Origin of the sequence: Gorillibacterium massiliense (assembly GCF_000455485.1) — a bacterium.
Classification (GTDB): Bacteria; Bacillota; Bacilli; order Paenibacillales; family NBRC-103111; genus Gorillibacterium; species Gorillibacterium massiliense.
This window is the reverse complement of sequence record NZ_CBQR020000083.1, coordinates 23,499-46,673: the sequence shown is the minus strand read 5'-3', so window position 1 is coordinate 46,673 and position 23,175 is coordinate 23,499. Positions and strand designations below refer to the sequence as shown.

General features: G+C 47.2%; 13 protein-coding genes. 12 read left to right on the top strand and 1 reads right to left on the bottom strand.

Translation table 11 applies throughout. The annotated features are described in order from the left end of the window. The 12 genes from TJ79_RS09745 to TJ79_RS09690 form a co-directional block, all read left to right on the top strand. Positions 1–381: vWA domain-containing protein (locus TJ79_RS09745; protein WP_040950112.1), on the top strand; the 381-nt coding region annotated here is incomplete at its 5' end. After that, positions 378–3,323, top strand: coding sequence for a fibronectin type III domain-containing protein (locus TJ79_RS09740; RefSeq protein ID WP_040950111.1), 2,946 nt, complete (start codon positions 378–380; stop codon positions 3,321–3,323). The genes TJ79_RS09745 and TJ79_RS09740, both read left to right, overlap by 4 nt. Before the next feature lie 17 nt (positions 3,324–3,340). Next, a complete protein-coding gene (locus TJ79_RS09735) occupies positions 3,341–4,300 on the top strand; it encodes a hypothetical protein (RefSeq protein ID WP_040950110.1) in 960 nt (319 codons plus the stop codon). A gap of 13 nt (positions 4,301–4,313) precedes the next feature. Continuing rightward, the gene (locus tag TJ79_RS09730) at positions 4,314–5,174 is read left to right on the top strand and encodes a hypothetical protein (RefSeq protein ID WP_040950109.1); all 861 of its coding nucleotides are present in this window, start codon (positions 4,314–4,316) and stop codon (positions 5,172–5,174) included. Beyond that, positions 5,174–14,947 carry an RHS repeat-associated core domain-containing protein gene (locus TJ79_RS09725; RefSeq protein WP_040950108.1) on the top strand — a complete coding sequence of 3,258 codons (9,774 nt, stop codon included), beginning with the start codon at positions 5,174–5,176 and terminating at the stop codon, positions 14,945–14,947. Before TJ79_RS09730 ends, TJ79_RS09725 begins: the two co-directional genes overlap by 1 nt. A gap of 53 nt (positions 14,948–15,000) precedes the next feature. Then, positions 15,001–15,714: a DUF6287 domain-containing protein gene (locus tag TJ79_RS09720; RefSeq protein WP_040950107.1), complete on the top strand. Its 714-nt coding sequence runs from the start codon at positions 15,001–15,003 to the stop codon at positions 15,712–15,714. Positions 15,715–16,924: 1,210 nt separating this feature from the next. Then, on the top strand, positions 16,925–17,353 hold the full coding sequence (locus TJ79_RS09715) for a hypothetical protein (RefSeq protein ID WP_040950106.1): 429 nt from the start codon (positions 16,925–16,927) through the stop codon (positions 17,351–17,353). Positions 17,354–17,625: 272 nt separating this feature from the next. Then, positions 17,626–18,315 carry a DUF6287 domain-containing protein gene (locus tag TJ79_RS27155; RefSeq protein WP_155987832.1) on the top strand — a complete coding sequence of 230 codons (690 nt, stop codon included), beginning with the start codon at positions 17,626–17,628 and terminating at the stop codon, positions 18,313–18,315. A gap of 120 nt (positions 18,316–18,435) precedes the next feature. Beyond that, positions 18,436–18,738, top strand: a complete 303-nt coding sequence (gene tnpA, locus TJ79_RS09705) for an IS66 family insertion sequence element accessory protein TnpA (RefSeq protein ID WP_040950104.1) — start codon at positions 18,436–18,438, stop codon at positions 18,736–18,738. 48 nt (positions 18,739–18,786) lie between these two features. Next, complete coding sequence (locus TJ79_RS27730; protein WP_202903310.1) at positions 18,787–20,112, top strand: XAC2610-related protein; 1,326 nt, start codon at positions 18,787–18,789, stop codon at positions 20,110–20,112. Positions 20,113–20,173: 61 nt separating this feature from the next. Next, positions 20,174–21,649, top strand: coding sequence for a hypothetical protein (locus TJ79_RS25855; RefSeq protein ID WP_052339441.1), 1,476 nt, complete (start codon positions 20,174–20,176; stop codon positions 21,647–21,649). Between the two features lie 9 nt (positions 21,650–21,658). After that, positions 21,659–22,165 carry a hypothetical protein gene (locus tag TJ79_RS09690; protein WP_040950103.1) on the top strand — a complete coding sequence of 169 codons (507 nt, stop codon included), beginning with the start codon at positions 21,659–21,661 and terminating at the stop codon, positions 22,163–22,165. Between the two features lie 145 nt (positions 22,166–22,310). Here TJ79_RS09690 and TJ79_RS09685 read toward each other — a convergent pair whose 3' ends face one another. Beyond that, positions 22,311–23,147, bottom strand: a complete 837-nt coding sequence (locus tag TJ79_RS09685) for a helix-turn-helix transcriptional regulator (protein ID WP_040950102.1) — start codon at positions 23,145–23,147, stop codon at positions 22,311–22,313. Positions 23,148–23,175 lie beyond the last annotated feature (28 nt).

The following is a 23,175-nucleotide window of genomic DNA, read 5'->3' as shown; positions in this document are numbered from 1 at the left end:
CTCGCCTTTCCTTCCGGCTTGGGGACGGTTTTCGCCCAGACCGAAAGAAAAGCCGATATCGTTTTTGTCATCGATACGACGGGTTCGATGGGCGGGGTGATCAGCAACGTCAAGAACAATGTCACTCAGTTTGTCGATCTGTTAGCCAGCAACAACATAAACGCAAGATTGGGCCTGGTCACTTTCAAAGATATCTATGCCGACGGCTACTATTCCACGAGCAACTACGGTTGGTATGCGAATAGCACAGATTTTAAGAATACATTGGCGGGCATTGGTGCGGACGGTGGCGGAGACACTCCGGAATCGGCCGTCGACGGTCTGGAAGAAGCAAGAAGAATGAGCTTCAACACCCTTTCCAAAAATTCATTATCCTTGTGACGGACGCGGATTTCAAAGAAGGCACTCATTTTGACACATCAAGCGATCCAATTACGATGAGCAAAGAAGTTGCCTTATTGAAAAATGACAACATCGTCACGTCAGTCGTAGCACCAACCGGCTATATGTCGGTCTATCAGAGCCTGTTTACGACGACTGGTGGAATTTTTTCGGAGATTTCTAATGCGTTCTCAGGAAATTTGAACGCCTTGGCCAGCATGATCAACACGAATAGCGCTCCTTCCCTTACCGTATTGAGCCCTTTGGCCAATCAATGGGCAGGACGCACCGTCTCTGATCTGGTGCCGAAAATATCGGTATCCGATCCCGACGGTGATGCTCTCATTTGTACCTATTATGTGGATTCCGAAACGGCGCCCCGCGACACCCGGACGATCACGAATACGGCTACAGCGCAGGAGGCCACCTTCAATGCGCTTTCTCTTGCCGGACTGGCGGATGGGGTGCACACGCTAAAAGTTCAAATTACCGACCAATGGGCGGCGCCTATCGTTAAAACGGTCACTTTCCAAGTCGACCAAACTGCGCCGACAGTGGGCACCATCTCCGCCTCTTCAACGGAAAACTCAATTGTTGCGCAGGCGTCCGCAACCGATTCCGGTTCGGGAATGGCAGCTCTTCCTTACCGCTATACATTGAATAGTACGCTCAGCCCATGGACGGCAAGCAGCTATACGTTCACCGGTTTGTCGCCGAACACGCTTTACACGGTCAAGGCCGAAGCGAAGGACAATCTGGATCATATCGGCGGCAAGCAGCAAAATGTCTACACAAAAGCGCAGACTCCCGCATTCACGTTGTCCAATGCGACGGAAACGAGCCTGCGGATCAATCTCGCCGATAGTAACCCTTCGACAACTCTCTATCAATTTAAGGTTGGATCGATGTATGTGGATGCTGCCGGTAATCTGACTTCGAGCACGGTTTCCGTGACGCCGTCCGGCAGACAGCTCACCATCAATGGGCTGGCATCCAATACGGAGATCAGCGTCACGGCCACTGCGATCAATGGCGAGGGTGTGGCATCAGCCTGGAGTTCCGCTGTGAAGGGCACGACGGCAGCTATGCCGCCTGCAAACCTTCAAGTTTCGCAAACGCAAACCTCCGTTACTTTGAAATGGGACGCCGTTGCGCGAGCCACCGGCTACGATGTTGAAGCAGACGGCGCCGTGATCTCTAACGGAACGGCAACCAGTTACACCCATTCCGGGTTGTCTCCGGAAACCCGCCACACGTATAGGGTACGAGTAACCAACGCCGGCGGCACCGGCAATTGGAGCCAAGTGTCGGTCGTCAATACATTACCGAATCCCCCGGGAATCCCGCTCAATCTAAGCGCAGTCCCTCATCTCAAGGAAATTTTGCTCGACTGGGATGGAGTGGCCAAAGCGGACAGCTATGACATCGAACTGGATGGAAAGGTCCTCCAGCTTGGAGCGGAGACCGCTTATTCGCATACCGGGCTTGATCCGGATACGGCGCATACCTATCGGGTCAGAGCCAGAAACACCGGCGGCGTTAGTAGCTGGAGCTCTGTCGTAACCTTGTCGACCTTGCCTAATCCCCCGGAGGCCCCGGTTAAACTTTTGGCCGAGCCGTCCATCCATGAAGTGACGCTTACTTGGGAAAAGAAGGAGCGGGCTACCGGGTATGAGGTCGAAGCGGACGGTATTATTTTGGACAACGGAAAAGAAACCTCCTATGTTGACCGTGATCTCGATGCCCTTTCCGGGCATACCTACCGAGTTAGAGCGGTAAATGCGGGCGGAAAGAGTCCCTGGAGCGTGCCGGTTAGCATCACCACCCATCCCGAGAAGCCGGACATGCCTTCCAATGTGATCGCAACCTCGGACGAAACGTCGATATCGCTCACCTGGTACAAAGTCGCGAACACGGATGTTTATGAAATCGAGGTGGACGGGGGTAGAGTCTATTCCGCCGGTACCACGCAAATTGAAGTGGCCGACCTTACACCGGACAGCCGCCATTCATTCCGCATAAGAGCGAAAAACATCAGCGGTTATAGCGAATGGAGCATGCCGGTCACGGCAGTTACGCTGCCGAAGGCGGAAGGTGGCAATGAGACTTATTCGCTGACGAATGTTGCAGCAATTGTAACCAATCATGATATCGCGATTTCCTGGGAAACCGTTGCTCCCGATGCCGAATACGACATGGAAGTGGACGGAACCATTCAGAGCATCGGAAAGGATACGGTTTTCCATCATACGGGATTGAAGGCGAATGAATTCCACACCTACAAAGTCCGCTTCAAGAACGGGGATTCCGCCGGACGCTGGGTCGCGGTGCTTACTCTGTCCACGCTGCCTGATCCGCCGGATGCCCCGGTTGAAATCAGTGGGACATCAACGAACCATTCCATTGAATTGCATTGGAAAAAGGTGGAGGGGGCTACCGGATACGATATCGAAATCGACGGCAAAACCGTCAGTATCGGCGCGGATTCCACCTATGTCGATGAGAATTTGGAACCCGGCACGTCGCACACTTACCGGGTAAGAGCGAACAATATGACCGGTGTTACGGCTTGGAGTCAAGCCCTTGTGCAAAGCACGACCAATCCCAACTATGTCATTGACGCGACGAAGGACATGGCGTTCGATCTGACTTTGTTTGCCTATAATGTTCAGGATTTTGGCGAAAAGACCTTTGTCGTCACGTTCGATCCCGATGCGCTTGCGATCGCCGATTTGATTGAAGCTACGCCAGAGTTGGAGACGAGCGGTTCGGGAACGGTGACTCAAGGACTGCCGCTAACCTATCGGGTAACCTCCGGCCGCATCGAGTTTCAGGTCAACCGCAATGTCGTTCCTGGGACTTCGTGGTCCGGTGAGATTGCGACGATCGCATTCAAAGCGGTAAAGGCAGGACAAACCTCTATAAAAGTCACTGTTGAGTAGGGAGTAGGGGAAGAACCATGAAAAAGCTATCCAAACCGTTGATCTTGCTGTCCGCATTTATCGCCCTTACTCTAGCTGTACCCGGCGGGCTGTTTCTCTTTTCGTCCGCCGGGTCACACCCGGGCGTCGCTTCCGGAACGGCGGCAAGCGATGGCGACTTGAGTACGGCCTCCGATATTTCCAATATGACAGGAGTCAGCACGGAACGAATCTTACAGATGCGGTCTGCAGGAAAGTCATGGAATGAGATTCTTGAAGATTTGAAAGCTGCAGACACTTCGAAAACTTCCAAAAGTGATAGGAGCCAGAGTCTGCTGGAAGAAGGGCTCGGAGAGGATGCGGTGCAGCGTCTCGTCTCGGCAGGGTACACCAAGCAGGACATTCAAAATGCAAAAATGCTGGCGGAACGGGTCACCATGCAGATCCGGGAGTTAACGGACACCGGCGGCCTGCCTGCTGTGGATTTGCCCAGTGCAAGTCCGGATAACCAGGGAACGTCGGATCGCGAGAAGTTCCGGACAGAGCTTACCGGCGTTGCCGGAAAATTCGATTTGGAGACAGCAGTCCGCTTCATGCTTGAATTGAAGATCGCCTTTGGGAGTATGGAAGCGGTGTTGGACGAATATTTGTATGCCCTCCAGTTCGATCTAGATTTAGGGCAGTACTCCAAAGATAAAGATCAATACATCCAGGACAAAGAAAACAAAAAAACGGAGCACCCTGACGCCACGGTGATTTCCATGGCGGAAATCGAAAAGCGCTTGCTGGAGCAAATCCAAAGTGAAAATAAGAAAGAGCAGGGTGCAGCGGGCAGCAAAACTGTTGATCCCGCCCGTCCAGACTCTTCGGCTCCGGCGGTCAATCCACTTCCCGAACCGCCATCGGCAACTCCGGAGGACGTGAAGCCCGTCAACCCTGCCAAAGCCGTTGAAGCGGAAATGCAAAAGCTGAATCCCAATGTCTCCATCCCAAAATGAGGAGTCTCTTGTTATGAGAAAACATAGAAAAATCATTGTCGTTGCCGTCATATGTATTTTGGTTCTTCAAGCGGGTTATGCCGTTTTCGCTGCGGTTTCCGACGTCCCTTCTCTTCAGAAGGCGGCTCCGGCTTCGCAAGAAACGAAGGACAATGCCGCCTACCAGTCGGAAGACGACGTCAAGATCGATACGCAGGTAATAAATCAAATCAAGGACAATCAGCCTTCTGGCGATGACCGTGTCATCTCCGCCTATAAATCCTTACTTGTCTCGCTACAAGTTCATCCATTAATGAAAGCCGAGATCGAGAAGCTTGTCCAGGAGGGGCATCCTCTCTCGGAAATCATGATCGGGTATACGTTTTTATACCATAGCTTCGGGACCGTTTCTGATCTGAAGTCTTTTGTCGATCAGCAAGCAAAGGGAACGTCTTGGAAGGAGATTTTCACAGAGTATGACCGCAGTCATAAGGAATTTCAGCCGCGTTCCTTCGACTCCGATTATTTGGAGAAGCTGATGAGCACGGCGAGCGTGACGGCTGACGATGTTATGATCGCCGACCATTTATCCGTCGTCTCCGGGAAATCCTTTGATGAGTTGATCGAGCAAAAACAAAACAGCCTCCACTGGAACGTTGTGGCGGCTAACTTGGGCATTTTGTACGGAGCCGATACTTTACCCCGGGTGCAAATTAAAACCGAGCAGCTGAAATCATTCCAGGAGTCGACCGGTTTGTCCGAAGAGCAAATTACGGATGCGTTCGTGCTCGCCGACAAGGTCGGCAAAGATCCAAAAGTCGTTATAAGTCTGATCAAACAAGGCGAAAGCGCAGAAGCGATCTTCGCGGAAAGTTATGAGGATAAGTATCGATAATGGTGAAAAATATGACGAAATCCCTGAATAAATCGCCCATCCGTATTCTCCTGGTCGCCTTTCTCATCTTTTTCTTACCAGCCAAGCTTGCATCGGCGGCAACGCTGGAAGATCAATTGAATCATTTAATCGGTCCCAAACAGCAATATGACACCAAGCTGTCTCCGGTATATTTGCAGACGAACGCGACGGAGGAGTCGATCAGTCCCCAGAGCGGGCAGCTTACCATTGCCCAAACCGACTTTGTGCTCCCCGGACGCAACGGTCTCGATTTAGAGTTTAAGCGCATTTACAAGAGCGGCATCTCCAACGTTCAGAACATGAACGTGCGCTACTTGAACGGGGCTTGGGTGGATTATGTGGAGTCCAATGCGGAGACGTCCTCCTTTAATGAGGACAGGTACAACTTGGGTGTGGGCATGGGTTTTTCTTTCCCGCAAATGGAAATCAAAAAGAATGACGACGGAACAAGCTTCAAATTTTTACACACGGAAAGCGGGGACATTTATACACTGAGCTACGAAAAAGTTGACGGTGATTATGTTTATGTGCCGGAAGGCCAGACCGTCAAGGACGTTTACGTGAAGGAAACGGCTGAATACAGCAACGGCCAAAGCGACGGAACCTCAAAGTATGTCATGGTGGGGAAGGATGGCAAAAAGTCTTACTTCGCCGAAGACGGCAGACTGCTGGGCATCCGCGACCGTTACGGCAATACGATCAATTTCGAGTATTCCGTACTTACCTATTCCATTGATGGAAAAACGATCAGCAAGAAGCTGATGTCGCGGATTACGGACTCGGTGGGCAGAACGGTGGACCTGGAATACAAAGAAGATCATTCCTTCCTCGTTACTCCGATCACCAATGCGCAATATGGCAAGGATGAAAGCTGGAAGGCTTCGCAAAATCCGAACAACACCGATTCGGGCGACCTGCAGGGAAAATTCCAGGTGATCCTGCATTTACCAGGCAACAAGACGATCGTTTACGATAAGTCGGCCGTTCTCGTCAACTCAGCCAAGCAGGTGATTCGCACCCGGCTGCAGCGGGTGATCGACGTAGACAACAAACCGAAATATCATTTTTGGTACGAACAGCCAGATCTTGGCTTTACTTACATGAACGGTAATACTTACGCCGTCTTTAACCGTTACGAAAACCTGGTGCAAATCGATTACGCCCGGACCAACCGGATCGTGCGGTACACGTACAACACCTTTACCAAAACGTTGAATCAAGGCAGCATGCAGTACCGGAAAATTTTTGAGAAGAAAGAGCTTGCTAAAACGGGATACGATGCAGCGCAGACGAATTTTTTGGACAAGTTCGTTACGAATGAAGTGAGCAAAACCAACTATGCCTACGGCAATGAACCTGACGGGTACGGTTTTGCAGGTTATAAAGGCTATGACAACGCCTATTTGGGCGATACCTATCGCTACACCTCATCAGTTACGGACGCCAAAGGCAATACGACCCAATATACATACGACGGCTTACATCAATTGCTGCTGACGGAAGAAAAGGGTTCGGAACATCATGAGGTATACCGGACCGAACACGACGAAATGAAGCTGGTTAAGAAGAGGGAAACCCTGTCCTATCAAGTGGAAAACGGCCAAGATATCGGTACTCCGCTGAGGAAGGTCGAGAACTTCCGCTACGATGAGTACGGGAACATGACAAATTACACGGGACCCGAAGCGAAGCGGGATGAGAACGGGAATCCCGTCGATAATGAGCACACCGTCATTTATTCCTACGCCTACAACAAATTCCATGTGCTGACGTTGAAATCATGGAAACAAGACGCGAAGACGACCAACCAAATTGCCTATGAGGTCGACAACCTAGGGAATGTAACCAAAGAAACGAAAACCAACGGGGCGAAGCAGGACGATTGGGTCGTTACGGATTACAAGTACGATTCATACGGAAACGTTACGTCTAAAGCCATGACAGCAGGAGGAACAACAAGTCAAACCTTTTACGAGTATGCGCAAGATGCTAACGGAGTCGATGTAAAGGGGGCTTATTTGACAAAGCAGTTCACAACCGTAAACGGAGCAGCAGCGGCTACCGCATACGGGTACGATTGGAATACGGGCGACCGCACGGTGGAGATTGATCCCAACGGAAACAAGACCGTTTACAAATTCGATGCCTTCAGCCGTTTGGTACAGACGACTGCAGCGGACGGGAGCTTGGTTTCTTACAGCTACAACGAAACGCCGTATACCAACCAGTCCATCCATTATACGGACGCCGTTAAAAACGAATTTGCTTACGAGTACGATACTCTTGGCCGTTTGAGCGCAGCGAGCGCGAAGGTTGACGGAGCTTGGCGAGTGTTGAACTCGATAAACTATGATAAGCTCGGAAATAAAATCAAAGAAATGGATGCCAATGGCAACAGCACACGTTACGAATACGATAGCGCCAACCGACTGATTCGGAAAACCTTGTATGAGAAAGATACCGTCAATAAAGGAGCCACGCAAATCGCTTATCGTATCGGCTATGATGCGGAAACGCCTTTATTGGTCACGCAAACGGATGCAGAAGGGAACATTCGGAAGACGTTCTTTGACATTTTGGAGCGGATGACCAAGCTTGAACTTTCGCCTGACGGCAAGTCCAGTGTGACGACAACCTATTCCTACGATTACGAAGGCAACTTATTGGCCGAAAAGGATCCCCGCGGTAATGAGACGAGCTACTCCTACGACAGCTTGGACCGTCAGGTGCTGCGCAAAGATGCGCTGGGCAATGAAACGGAGTATTCCTATAACGTCTGGGGCAAAATTGCGCGGCAGACCGAGCCAGGCGGCAAAATAACGGAGAGCCTGTACAACGCGCTAGGCTTGGAAGTGCAGCGGAAAGTTTATCAATCCGGCTCTGCGGATTATACCTATGAATCGCATGACTATGATCTCGCCGGTAATCTCAGGCGAACGAAGCGGGGCAGCGTCGTATCCGCAAAGGATGCAGTATCTTCGGACTCTTCGTTCGCATACGATGCGATGAATCGGATGACCGATGAATATAAACGGATGGATGCCACCCGAACCGGTCATACCGAATATGAATACGATGCCAATGGAAATCGATCCAAGATGATCCAGCTTGGCGATGCGGCAGGCGCGAAATCGCGCACTTATGCGTATGCCTATGATTATGCCGGAAGATTGATAGAAGAGAGTGGTAAGTATCAAGAGTCCGACGGGCACGGTGGGTTCACGGAATATGGCCATTATCATAACCTTTTTTCGTACGACGATGCCGGAAACCGTATCCGTGGGTCGATAGATAACGGCAGCGGTTTGGATGTTACGGAGTATGCCTATAATTATATGAATCTCGTTATTAGCACGAAAGTTTCGCTTGATAAAGCTAGAATGAAAGAAACCCGCATTCAATATGATAAAGTCGGAAACAAAGTGTCGGAGACCATCATCGTGGGCGGAATTTCCTTGACAACAACCTTCGTTTACGACGGTCTGGGAAGGATGACCAAGCAGATAGACCCACTGGGGAACACTACCCGCTATCTCTATGACGCAAACGGTAATGAGATTAAAGAGATCGATGCCCGTTATTTGTCCATGACCGATTCGGAAGCGCCAGGGGTGGAGGCGGAATATGACGTTTTGAACCGTCTCGTAAAAACCGTGGCTTTCGACGGTAAGAACCGGGAAGTGACGAGTTACCGCGTTTACGATGCTCGGGGTAATGTTGTGTTGGAAGCTGACGGAGTTGGCTATAATGCCGACCATCCGGAGCAGTCCATCGGTACCAAGTACCGCTATGACGCTAATGACCGAAAGATCGCGGAACTATCCGCGCAAACGACTGCATGGAACGATGAAAATCATTCCGATGCCGTCAGCCATTCCTATACGTATGACAATGAGGGGCATGTGCTGACTGATACCGACGTTTTCGGAAAAACGACACAGTATGTGTACTACTTGAACGGAATGCTGAAGGAAGTCACTTACCCCGACAAGGTCACCGAGTACTACGACTACGATCTGTCCGGGTATATGATGACCGTATACAAGGACCGCATGGGAAGAACGACGAAAACTTGGAACGGCATATTCGACAAGCCGTACCGGATCGAAAATCCCGATGGCAGTGTCGCAAGTTACTCCTATTCTCCCAAGGGAGATTTGATCGAGCAGATTGATCCTCTCGGTTATGTGACCCGGTACGAATACGATGCTTCCGGCAATCAAACGGCGATGATGGAGCAAATCGGGTCCGATAGCGATTACACGTCATTCAAGAGAACTGAAACGGTGTATGATGAAGCGGACCGCAAACTGTCCGCTGAAACCATCCTTGTCCGCGAGCCGAAGCGTTCGGGACTTGCGGAAGAGAAAGTTTCGTCAGGTGATAAAGTTACTTTCGCCTATGATAAGGCTGGACATCTGACGATGCAGTCTGGACTCTTCGGACATCAAGTTTCTTATGCATACGATGCGGTCGGAAACGTGTTGACCAAACAGACCAAGGTCGATGACGGTTCTTCCGACGTCGAGCGGTACGAGTACGACACCCGTTCCCACATGATCGCTTCGTCACTGCTTGTCCGTACGGGGGAGCTCAGTCCGGAAAGCTTGGCCGGAGCGAAATTTGATAATGAATTTGGGGACCGCGTTTACTCCACAACACGCTTTGCTTACGATGCGAATGGAAATATGGTGAAGCGCACCAACCCCAATGGCGGAGAAACGGTTTTTGAACATAACTATGACGGACAGCTAGTCAAAACGACGAATCCGGTTATGGCGGCAACGGAAAACATCTATGATCTGAAGGGGCGTCTTGTTCGGCAAGTCAAAGCGAACGGCGCAGTGGAGCAGTACGACTATGACGCGTTGGATCGACTGATCCGCAAGCACGAACCAGCGGCGGACGGCGGCGAGGCAGTGACGAGGTATGTCTATGATGCAGCCGGCAATCTGATTCGGGAGATCGCACCGAACCAATATGACGCTTCAAAGGATACGTCCGATTCCGTCGCATCGCTTCCCGGAACCCGGTACGAATATGATGCGATGAATCGCAGAACGGCTACCTTTTCCCCTGACGGCAAAGGGGTGCTCTACATCCTTTATGATGCAGCCGGTCGTGTCGTCAAACAGGCGGACGGGTTGGGTTACACGGGAGACATGGCGTCTTCCCAAGGGACAACCAATGGGTACGATGGACTGGGGAGAATCGTCTCACAGACGGATTCATTGGGGAATCGGAGCACATACGGCTACGATGTTCTTGGCAACGTGACCATACGGAACGATGCTCTCGGCAACAAGACACTATTTTCGTATAACCCTGACAGCACGCTAGCGCGTACAACCAGTGCAGATGGAGGCGTCGTATCGTATGCCTACGATAAGCTGGGCAGAATGACGGCGCAAACCGATGCTCTTGGCGCTGTGACGACATACAAATACAATGCCTTCGGCCAAGTGAAGCTAGTGACGGATCCTTACGGATATGCGATCGAAACGAAGGTTGACTTGAGCGGCAAATCCGCTACGGTGAAAGACAAACGCGGCAGCGTGACGACCTTTAAGTACGATGCTACCGGGCGCCTGGCCGAGAAGCGGTCGCCTCTTGAGCGGGATGCCAGCGGAAGTGTCGTGTATGCGGTTGATGCCTATCAATATGATGCGGTTGATAATGTCATCAAATGGAGCTTGACTCATTCCAAGGATCGCGCCTTTTTGCGGGAAACAACCTATACGTACGCTCTCGACGGCTCGGTCATAACGGTGTCCGACAACAGCGGGGCATACACGAAGAACGGTTACGACAAAAACGGCAATCTCATCCTGGCTGAAAAAGCGCGAAATGCCGCGAAATCCGATATCGTGCAGTATGAATACGATGAGGAGAATCGCTTGGTAAAGCAGATTAAGCTTGTAGAGGAGGAAGCTCTCGATTCGGTCTCTTTAAGCGGCTCATCCGAGCTTCGCGATGATGCCTATCCCGGTATGATCCGGCTCATCACGAGCTATGAATACGATCAGCAGGGGAACATGATTAAGGCCATCGATCCGCGGGCATATCTGTTCGCGGGATCCGATACAGCCAATCGCAACAAATATACCACAACCTACAGTTATGACGTCTTGAGCCGGCTCATCAAAACCAGCCGCTGGGAAGACGGCGCAACGGTCAACGAAAAGTATGCTTATGATGCGAGAGGCAATCGTCTATCGGTGACGAATACTAGAGGGTATACGACATCCTACCAATATGACGGAATGAACCGTGTCGTATCCGTGACGGATGCAGAGGGCTTAACGGAACGCAATCAGTACGACTTGGCGGGCAACCGGACGGCGGTAACCGACAAACGCGGCCATGAAACGACCTACCAATATGACAAGCTGAACCGGCAGGTTGCAGTCAAGGATGCGGCCGGGACGGTTACAACCCGGAATGTCTATGATGCCGATGGCCATGTTGTAAAGAAGATCGATGCGAAAGGCTACTTGGCGGCGGATTCGGACGATGCCCGTTACGGTACGTTATATGAATACGATCTGGCCGGTCGTTTGACCGCATCAACTGATGCCGAAGGGGGAAGGACTGTATATCGTTACAATGCGGCAAACGAGAAGACGAGCGAAAGGAACGCTCTCGGCCAAAGTTATGTCTACAAATACGACAATGCCGGCCGTTTAGCCGCGGTCACAGATCCGCTGGGCATCACCACCTCTTATAGCTACGACTTAGCCGGCAATGTGCTGGACATGACCGACGGCAGAGGAAAAGTGACGCACAACCGCTTTGCAGCATTCGGGCTGCTGATCGAAGAGGTCAATGCGCTTGACAAGCCGCTGAAGTACCGGTATGATCTGGCGCAAAATGTAACGGAACTAACGGACCGGAACAATCACCGCACCACCTATACGTACGATAACCGCAATCGCTTGTTGGAAAAACAAGTTGCCGAAACGGGAGACCGGATTTCCTACACCTACGACGCGGCAAGCAACCGGACAACCATGACGGACGGCAGCGGCAAGAGTGAGTATACGTACGACGGCAATAACCGCTTGATTCAAATAACCAAGAACGGAACCGTTCAATTGGCCTACGGTTACGATGCGGCGGGCAATATCGTTTCGGCTACAGACAAAAAAGGATATTCAACGACATACGGCTATGACGTTTTGAACCGTCTGGATGCGGTCACCGCCAATGGCAAAACAACGCGATACAGCTACGACACCAACGGCAACCGTGCGTCCATCGCCTATGCCAACGGCATGAAGGAAATCTACTCGTACAACAAAAACAATCTCCTGGTGACTCTGCAAAATAAGCGAGCAGACGGCAAATCAATTTCGGCTTATGCCTATACCTATGATGCAGCGGGACGGCAGACCTCAAAAACCGACAGCTACGGAACGACGGATTACACCTACGATGCGGACGGGCGGATTACACAAGTCGACGCGCCGGGTAAGACGACGGCATATGCTTATGACGCTGCCGGCAACCGTCAATCGGAGCTAGAGACCTACGAATCCGAACAGCCCAGCGGTTACAACGATCCGGGGACTGGCAAGGATATTGCGTATCTCGTCAAACAGAGCCAATACGTGTATACCGCAAACAATGAATTGGTCAAGCTTGTCGAGACGATGTTCTCATCCGACGGCAAGCAGGTATTGGAAAAAACGACGGCATACGTGTATGACGGCAACGGCAATGAGCTCCGCCAGCAGGTAAGTTACATCCGGCCCCACAAAAAGGGGATGGGGGAATCCAACGGGGCGGATCCGTACGGGGATAAAATCGGCGGCGATATTGACACCCTGATCGAGAGAGTGAGCAATACTTTTGACGGGTTCAACCGGCTTGTACGCGCCGAGCGCGTCAAAGGCGGAAAACGCAACACCGTTGAATACACCTACGATGGTGACGGGCTCCGTACGCAAAAGCTGTCCCGCAGTTCTGCCGACGGTTATAAAACAGTAGTGACTAATTATCTTTGGGACCGCGGGGCTGTAATACAGGAGACAGACGGATCCAACAAGGTAACCGTCCAGTACACCCGGGGCCTCAATTATGTTTCCCGCACAGACAGCACAGGCCAAACCTTATATTATTTGTATAACGGCCATGGAGATGTCGTGCAGACCGTAACGGAAGAGGGAGAAGTCGTCAATCAATATGATTATGACGTATTCGGTAACCCAACCTTAACTATTGAGGCTTATTCGGAATCGATCCGATATGCAGGTGAATTTTACGATGCGGAAGTGGGCTTATATTATCTGAAAGCCCGTTATTACGATCCGTACATCGGACGCTTCATCTCGCAAGACAGCTATAGGGGTGAAAACCGCAATCCGCTCAGTCTCAATCTGTACACGTATTGTTTCAACAACCCTATAACCTATGTCGACCCGACCGGGCATGCAGCTGGTTCTGTCGTCGATTATCTGAAGTCCCAAGGCAAGGATAGCTCTTTCTCGTCTAGAGAAAAAATCGCACAAAACTTGGGAATCAAAAATTACACGGGAACATCAGCTCAGAATACACAGATGCTCAATATGCTGACGACAAGCAAAACCAGCACGACGACGAGCAGTACGTCAACTAACAACACGAAGACCAGCAGCACGACGACGAGCAGTACGTCAACTAACACCACAAAAACCAGCAGCACGACGGCGAGCAGTACGGCAACCAACACCACAAAAACCAGCAGCACAACGACGAGCAGTACGTCAACCAACACCACAAAAACCAGCAGCACAACGACGAGCAGTACAACAACCAATACCACAAAAACCAATAGTACGTCGACTAGCTCCACGACAACAAATAGTTCGAAGACCACTACCTCGACAACCAGCAGTACTAAAGTCGTGACGGGGTCGGTTGTTGAATACTTGAATTCGCAAGGCAAGGACAGCTCCTTTACAGCAAGAGAGAAACTCGCGAAGGACCTGGGAATAAAAAATTATACCGGTACAGCCGCACAGAATACGCAGATGCTCAACATGCTGTCAAACGGTAGCAAGACCACTACAGCGAGCAACAGTTCGACTGGCAGCAAAACCGGCAGCAGTTCGTCGGCTGGGAACAGTGGTAAGACAAGTGGTTCGAGCAATTCTCAGGGGACGGGTAATACTAATCTTTCAGAACTAGAAAGGTTTTGTGAACAGCCTATTACCTCGACCTGGGGTATATCCAATAGTACTGCTGAGGCATGGTTCTTAAAGCAAAAAACTGCCCAGCCTGTGATTAAAAGATACGGTCTCAATTCCACCAATATTGGTGATGTTACAGCAGCACTCGAGGCAGCTGGTGTTTCACCTGTCTTCTTTTATGCTTATACTGTGAACGAAGGTGGCGGTGCCGGAGGTTTTATTAATCATTATGGGAAAAGCTACTATTCAAACCACGGTGGTGACACAGCAGTAAATGCAGCGAGTGGAGATGCGCAATATCTAGCTTCGCAATCAAAAAATATGAACAGCCAACCAGCTTGGATAGACTTAGGAAATTATGTAGACTTTGTACCCCAGAGTGTTAAGAATAGCGGGAATGCTAGTTTTGCCAATATGCCCAGCGGCTCAATAGGCAGGGCGTATATAGCAGCAACGGCAGCAACCACTTGGGAAGTCTATTATCCTAACGGGTTGCTAAAGAAGTATAACACAGTCCAGAATTATGGTGCCCCGATGCAAGGAGTTATGAAATCTATTAAAGCCATGGGTGATAACCCGTAAAGTGCGACTGGCCAGAAATCACATATGATTATTTCTCGATAGGAGTTGAAAAAATGAAATCTTTAAATGAACATAAGCTGATTCTTGTTGCGTTCATCACGGTATGCGTTTTTCAAACCGGATGTGCCAGCAAGACAAATGTTAACCTAGCTGCACGAACGCCTTCAAGCCTGGCGAGCCAAGGCAATTCGACAATGCCAACGGATATCGACACAGCGAATATTACATCAGCGCCATCGGCCGTTATTCCAAGCCTTACTGTAAATCCAAGTCCGACCGTAACCCCAAGCCCTACGGTGCCCAGTTCAACGCAAGATACCCAAAATACAGCGATGAACTTCACACAAATCCAAGCCGGGGATTATTCGAGCTTGCTCGGAACTTGGATAGAAGTGGCTTATGCAGATAACCCATTTGACGGGACTGGAGCGCAATGGCATGCGGGTACATCTGGCGCTGCTCCTCATACTCTCTCTGTGTCAAATGACAAAATCGTCTACAGTGACTCAGCGATGGTCATGCAGGGAAATACGATTACAGACGCTGCGGGTTCTCATCTTCTTTCGTTTATAAATAATGGAAGTTCTCTCTCCGCTGACTTCGCCGATGCCAATACCGCCATCAACTGGGCTGTTACATTTTACCCAAAAGGGATAGCAAATGAAATCCAACCCAATAATGGCGTGAAGATTGACAACACTAAAAATCTCATTGACATTTGGTACAGCGGAATGCAAAACGAAATAGTTTTTGCACAAATTGATTGATATATATTCAGCCGCCCGAATGAGTTCCTTGGAGTTGTCAAGATTAGTGCTTGATCTGAGTTGTCGTTCGATCATTTCCATACTTTCCACGAAAACGTTAGGTATAAGGGGTACTCGCAAGTTGAGTCCCGTCGATTTGAGCAGTCAAGAACTGATTGGTCTGTTGAGTCGTAATGGATCAACCTAAAATCAGTGCTTGACGATCAACTGTACATGCGGTGACGGTTGCATTTGATAAGATTGATGAACTCGACGTGATCGGATGTTATAAACGCCCCGGGCAAGATTTGCGGTTCGGAGAGATTACCAAGCGCCAATCCATTGATCACGTCTTTTCGAGACCGGAGGCGCAATTATGGAGACTGTATATCCAACTGTGTAAATGGAAATAACCTCCAATAAGGAGATGATGTCAAATGAACGAACGTGAAAAAGAATTAATTGCCCTATTAGCCTAACAATGCAAAAAGGCGGAAGCTGCAGTTTTCACTGTTTTCATGCCTCTCCAGCCGGAAACAGCACGTTGAACATCGGCACCAGCAGGAGCTGTGTTTCTTGACTTTAAACAATAACTAATTCCACAAACAGGCACATCTTCCCAAATAACTATTGACCTTGATTGGCTTTTGCCTTTCTAGGTTTTTTTGTGGGCTACCCAGTGCCGAATGAATCCAATATTCAACCAATAACACATATAACCCATGTAATACCCGTAGAGTAACAAAATTGATTTCTTTTGAACCTTGGTTGGCTTTATGCCTCTCAAGGTTCTTTTTACGAATTACTCATGATGGTCACATTTAATGTCAAAGTGAAATTCTACGAGAGACTCATGAATGTGATTTTTAATGTGAAAATTTCTCGGAGTCGGAGATAAGGAATGGTTCCTTGAGCTCATTAGCTGGAAAAAGGAACTGGAAGCGGCAGATGAGGAAGTGCGTCGCGATCTCGGATTCATTGAATTGGCGCAGATTAACGAGAAACCGGCGAGATGACTTTTCAAGTATGATGGGTGAAGATTATACCGGTCATCCGACGAAAGTGGCTGAGAACCAAAGCTCGAAGGTCTAAGCGTTAGTGCAATAGTTGTCGGTCGGAGAAACTCGTCAACATCATGCTATAGCATGATGAAGAATAAGACCGATTACGGTCCAGCAATGCCTCTAACGGAACGCCAAGCCGGATGATATAATGGCGATAATTCGATAAAATGATTGCCGCCATTTCTTTGGCTGAGTTTACGTGGAAAGGTTTTGTAGCGAGCCTATTACCTCGACCTTGGGTAGTATATCGGATAGGGCTATTGAATCTAAGTCATAGTAATGTTAAGAGCAAGAATGCAGAACATAATCTTAATGCCGATAATATAAAAGAGGTCACAAATGCAGTTAGAGCTGCTGGAGTTTCACCTGTTTTATTTTACATCTATTCAGATAACGAGGGTTCAGGTGGAAACATAGCTGGAGGGTTTATTAATCACTGGACACCTAAAAACGTAGATACTACTGACATGTCGACCTCATCTGCGATACAGGATGCTAATTATTTGGTGAAGCAATCTAAAAAAACAAACTCAAGCCCCGCAGCAGGCGGTGTTGAACTAAAGACATGCCGGCCACAGCTGCTTTCGCCTTATTGAAACCTCTCCCAGCCGGAAGCATAGGAATTGTTTACATTCCGTCGACATCTGTGAGTACTGCGGAAATAGAGGATCTCAATGGCATAACGGGGGACTGGACAGGATTATACGGTAACCCATAGCAAACTCTTAGGAAGAGTATTAAAGAGCTGGGAGGCAAACTCTGATTAATTAATGCCTCCGCCTTGTTCGGGTAGAGGCAATGAAAAGAGTTTGCAGAACATTAAATTACGGTTTTTCTCAAAAACTAATTTAATCGTGGGGTATTCAATATGAAAAGGTCTTTCGTTCTTGCACTGATCTTGGTACCTATGCTATCCCTTGCCGCTTGTGGTAACAATGACAACACGTCAACTAATAACTCAAGTATTTCAATCAATACAGCCACACCATCAGATGAATCCTCAGTGTATTCCCAAAGTTCATCTGTTTCCTCTTCAACATCGACGGGCGTTTCGACAAGTACTTCCAGTTCAACACAAGATATTCAAGGTACAGGAATAAACCTCACACAAATCCAAGCTGGGAATTATTCGAGCTTGCTAGGTACTTGGACAGAAGTGGCTTATGCAGTAAACCCACAAAACGGCACTGGGGAGCAGTGGAAAGAGGGTTCTCTTTCTACCCTCTCTGTGTCAAGTGACAAAATCGTATATGGTAATGGGGACTTGGTCATTCAGGGATATAGACTTAAGGATAGTGCGGGTTCGCATACCCTTTCGTTCGAAAAAAATGGAGGTTCACTTGATGCTTCGCTCACAGATGAAGATGTCACCATCAACTGGAATGTTTCATTTTACCCAAAGGGGGTAACAAATGATATTCAACCAAATAATGGGGTGAAGATTGACAACACTAAAGACCTTATTGTCATTTGGACAAGCAATAATGGCTTAACAGAAGTTTTTGCGCAAACAAATGCAAGTAATTCTGTAGCGAGCGGAATGAAAAATAGTCACTAATTTATCGCAGTAATTTTCAGTAACAAGCAAAAAACAATATACATTTTTAATGGCGGTTGTAAGCGTCAAAAATTATCCATGAGATAATCCTCCTCAGAGAACGACAGAGGAGGATTTTTCATGGCCAGAGCAGAGATTCGGCAACAATGGGAAACACGGATCGCAGCGTTCCGGGCAAGTGGAGAAAAAGCAACCCATTGGTGCAAGGCGAATCAGGTGAATCGTCGACAACTATATAATTGGTTGAAACGAATCGAAGGCACCGGCGTTTCGGGGGCACCTTCCAAGCGAACAGCATGGGTACACGTGGAGATCGCGCCTGAACTTGAAACAAATTTGCCTTCCAGTTCGTTCATCATTTCGTCCGATTTCTCGAAAAGGATAATGGAAATGATCTGCAGAAATACTGTTAATTGGAGTTAATTCGCTGTTATTTTACACTATGTGCTTTTGTCGGGGGCGAATGTTGCAATGAAAAGAAGAGTTGTGTTGGGAACATTATTATTCGGTCTTCTAGCGACTGCGTGCAGCGGTCAGACGGTTGATAATGCCAGTCAATCCTTATTAGAGAATGGCGCAAGCAGCGGAGAAAAGGCGACGGTACCTGATGGTACAATCAGCCCCAAAGTAGCGGAACAAAGCAGCCCAGCCGCCGAAACGATGGAACCACAAAGCACTTCCGAAACAACCAGCACCATAGAACCGACAACCCCGGAACCAAAGGGGATCGAACCGCCGTCTGATAGGCCATCCAGTTATGTTAAAATTTATAAAAATGAATCTCTTAAGGAAATCCAATTCGGGAAACTTTTAATTAATTTAGATGAATATCATGTAGTATCAGATACGCTCAGTAATGATACTGAAACATTTAAGACTGAAATTGATAAAGGAGAAGCTCGGCCAGAACCTCATATGACTATTACAATTCAGGCAATAAAAAAACAAGATTTTCTCAATACGGAAGACATCGTAACCTACTTAAGTAGTCTGTCTCCTGATTATGAGCAAATCGAGATTTATATTCATGTAACCGATGATTCGGGAATAGTCGGTTTATATAGTGTATCAGGGGATGGGATGACGAACTATTTAGTTTACTACCGGGATGCTTACTATTTAGTTGAATCTGATTACAGTAAATTGGACAATTATCTATTCAATGATTATCCTACAGCGAATTATGAGGTGAATAAACAAAAAATAGAATGCGCCAACTCTTTTACAGCTAATGTTAATAAAACGATTTCTTATGATGATAACAAAGTGGAATATGATATCACTCAAGGTAAAGATGGAACGAAATATTCCGCTGAATTAAGTTTCGATAATAAGGAATATATAAACAATTTTACTCTGAAAAGTGAGAAGGGCGAAAACCTGCTTGCATTATCCACAGATGCATCAGGTTTAAATGAATATATGGCTATTAATTTTATAGATGTTAACATGGATGGTTATGCAGATATTCAAGTTTTGGAAGAAGAAGGCGCTAAGAATAATAGTTATGCACTGTATGTCTGGGATGATTCTGCCAATAATTTTATTAAAGTAAAATGTGATGAGATGCTTTCGGAAATAGAAGTGCACGATGGTTACTTGCTTAATTGGCAAAAAGCAGATGCAGTTTCTGGAGGCCTACAAAAACTTGTCTGGACGGATAAGAATACGTTGATAAAAGAATCAGAAGAAGAATATCAAGCGGAACAATCGAAGATGGACGATGGTGTCACCGCCGCCTGTCGCCGGTTATTCAAAGCTAAAATACACTCTTGGGTAAACTCTACACCTCAGTAATCTCACCCTTTGGATGATTAGCAACGTTATTTTAAGTCATTTAAATTAGGCGGTTACTTAAATGAAAAAAAGAACAGCAATAGCACTAGCAAGCATTCTAATATCTATAACAATGATGCTTTGTTCTTGTAGATTTCAACAAAATAGTAGTCCAGTGAGCACTTCAGTAAGTACTCAGAGCTCAATGGCAAAGGCAACGGAAAGACCTAATGATTCATTGAAGACTCCTGAATCTTCGCCGGTTACAACATCTGCAGTGATTACTACGAAAGAACTTATGGGATATCTGAATTTAAAGAGGTCTGAAATTCTAGAGATAAATGGGGCTGAGACTGGAACTGGAACTATTTCAGTTATGGAATCCCATATGGTTTTTCCATGTATATTTGTAGAACAGTTGGGATTGACATTTATCTTTGCTGATGATGTGGAAGACCTGAAGCCAACATATATTTTTGTTAGCAGTGAAACGAATGTGAAAAATATCGATGTTAACGGTGCTAAACCAGGAATGAATTTTAAAGACATTTTAAGCAAACTCGGGAACGGACAAGTCAAGAAAACGTGGTTTTCAAACGAAGCTAACTTAGCTTACCAACTAGATTTTAAGGTTGGTGGAATGTTATACAGCTTTGTATCAGATGATGAACAAGGTATAGATTCCGAGCTTTATATATCCTTGAATTCGGATATAGCCTCTATAAAGGAAGAGAGCGATTCAGTACCTAAAAATTCTCCGGAATCAATTAAGAAAGGCGACTTTAAAATATTTAACTGGGGTGATGTTAAGTTTCAAGAATTAAGGTACGTAAGTAAAAAAACTTATGAAAAAATCGCTGAGATATGCAGTAACATAGATTTTATGGGAAATTTTAAACCTATGAAGTTGGAAGAAAATTCATTTTACAGAGAACAATTTTTAAAAGTATTAAATGGAGAGGAATCTTACATAAATAAACTAGAAGAAAAGGGACTTTCTGATTTGGTTGAATTTGACCCTCAAAATAGGAAGGAATATACCTATTACTTTTTTGACATGAATGGAGATGAAGTCCCTGAACTAATGGTATTTGGTAATGATATGAGATATATAGACATTTTTTCTTTTGATACAAAAACGAATAAAGTTGAGCTGTTAGATATTGAAAAAGCAGGAACTAGTTACTTTTTGGGTAATAATAAAATGGGTGCTTGGTACGACGGGACAGGAATTACCTATGAATTTTATGAGGTAGATGAAAACGGAGATATAAATTCTAAAATATTCTTTCATTCTGAAGGGTATCTCAATGATATTTCAAATGAAGAAGATGCGATATATATGGTTGGCTTTCGTGAAGGTTCTGAAGAATTTGAGAAATACAAATTACTAGCAAAAGAAATGGGCGAACAACTAATTAACAAAGATGGTATATATATAATGAGGATATCAAAAGAACAATATGACCAAGTAACACAAAACTATTTTAAATCAAGAAAGATAGCAGAAGAAAATATTAAAAAAGTTACGTACACATTTGACGAACTATTTGGTTAAAACTTTGACTTGCAGACACTGACAGTTGCGCCAACAGTTTCACCGACAATCGTACCATCTAGTGCACCAACAATCGCACCGACGACGCTATCAACGACGACATCGCCTACAACAGCACCAAAACGTAATAACGATTCTACCAACGACAAGCAAGCAGCTGTCATTACGGTTGATGAAGCTAAGGGAGCAGTCATAGAATTTTGTAAAAGACCTAATATTGGCGTTGAAGCATCACATATTATCAAATATGATATCGAAGTTCAGGGTACAACGTATTATTATTTCGACGTGATTTATTCATTATTGATGGGAGACCCCCCTAGTTCGAATGATAACCTTCCTAATTGGGTATATGTCAGTTGTAAAGATGGACAGTTATTTGAGATTATTGAAGAAAAATTAAACAAATTTAGCGTGGGTAAAAAGTTGACGAAAAGTAAACAGGTGCTTCAATCGGCCTGTATTCCCACAATTGCACAGATTGCCATTAAGGGTCTGTGGGCTGAGATGTTGTAAGAAGATCTGCTTTGAATGGATCATGATTTAATCTATCAAAATCAAAGTGGACGAAAAACACAAATGGTGGTGACTAGCAAGATGGTCACCACCTTCTTTTTTGTTGATTTTTCGCAAATGCAAAATAAACTTGGATTTCTTTTATTTATCCCTTCTTATACTGCTTTGGAGTCGATCCATATGTGCGCTTAAACATTCGAATGAAATAACTGGTTTCCATGCCTAGGTGCTGCGCTACTTTTTCGATGGTGATATTCGGTTGGTCCTCCATAAGTTGCAAGGATTGCCTCATGCGCAGTTGAAGGATGTATTGCTGCGGTGTCATGCCATAGTAGGCGACGAACAAACGATGAAAGTGCTGCACGGAATACCCGGCAGCCCTCGCGACATTGCTCAGCAGAAGCCGCTCGTTGTAGTGGTCGTGAATGAGCTTCACAGCGGTCTGAAGCGCTGAGTTAGGCTGGCCCGCGGGATAGATGCGCTCGGAAGAACGTTTGCCGGATGATTGGTTTTCGAGTACGGCTAATATGAGACTATACAACCGCTTGGAGGCTTCCCAATAGGCATTCTCGCCGTTGAGGCTGATCAAGTTCCAAATGGACTCCAGTTGCATCCATAGCGGATTCATATCTAGAATGGGCAAAGCACGGCATGTCACTTTAACCGCTTGGCCGAAAAGCGCAGAGGCGGCGGAGCCATTGAAGGCGACGAACCCCAAATCCCATACTTCATCCGAATGGTAAGGTTGATACGTATGGCCCAAGTGGGCGGGAAGGAAAAAGGCGGTGCCTGGCGCCAGGACAAGCTCTCCCATCCCGTCGATCCGGATGAGTCCCTTCCCGCTTCGGGTTAAAAACAACTGATGGGCCGAGTATCCGTCAGGCCTGGACAAGATCTTCTGCTCATGGCTGCCGATGCAGTATACGTAAAGGGGCAGCGACTCATCCAGGTTCGTCATTTCCGCAAGAAGAAAGGGCATCATCGAAAATTGGCCTCCATGTTAAGATCGT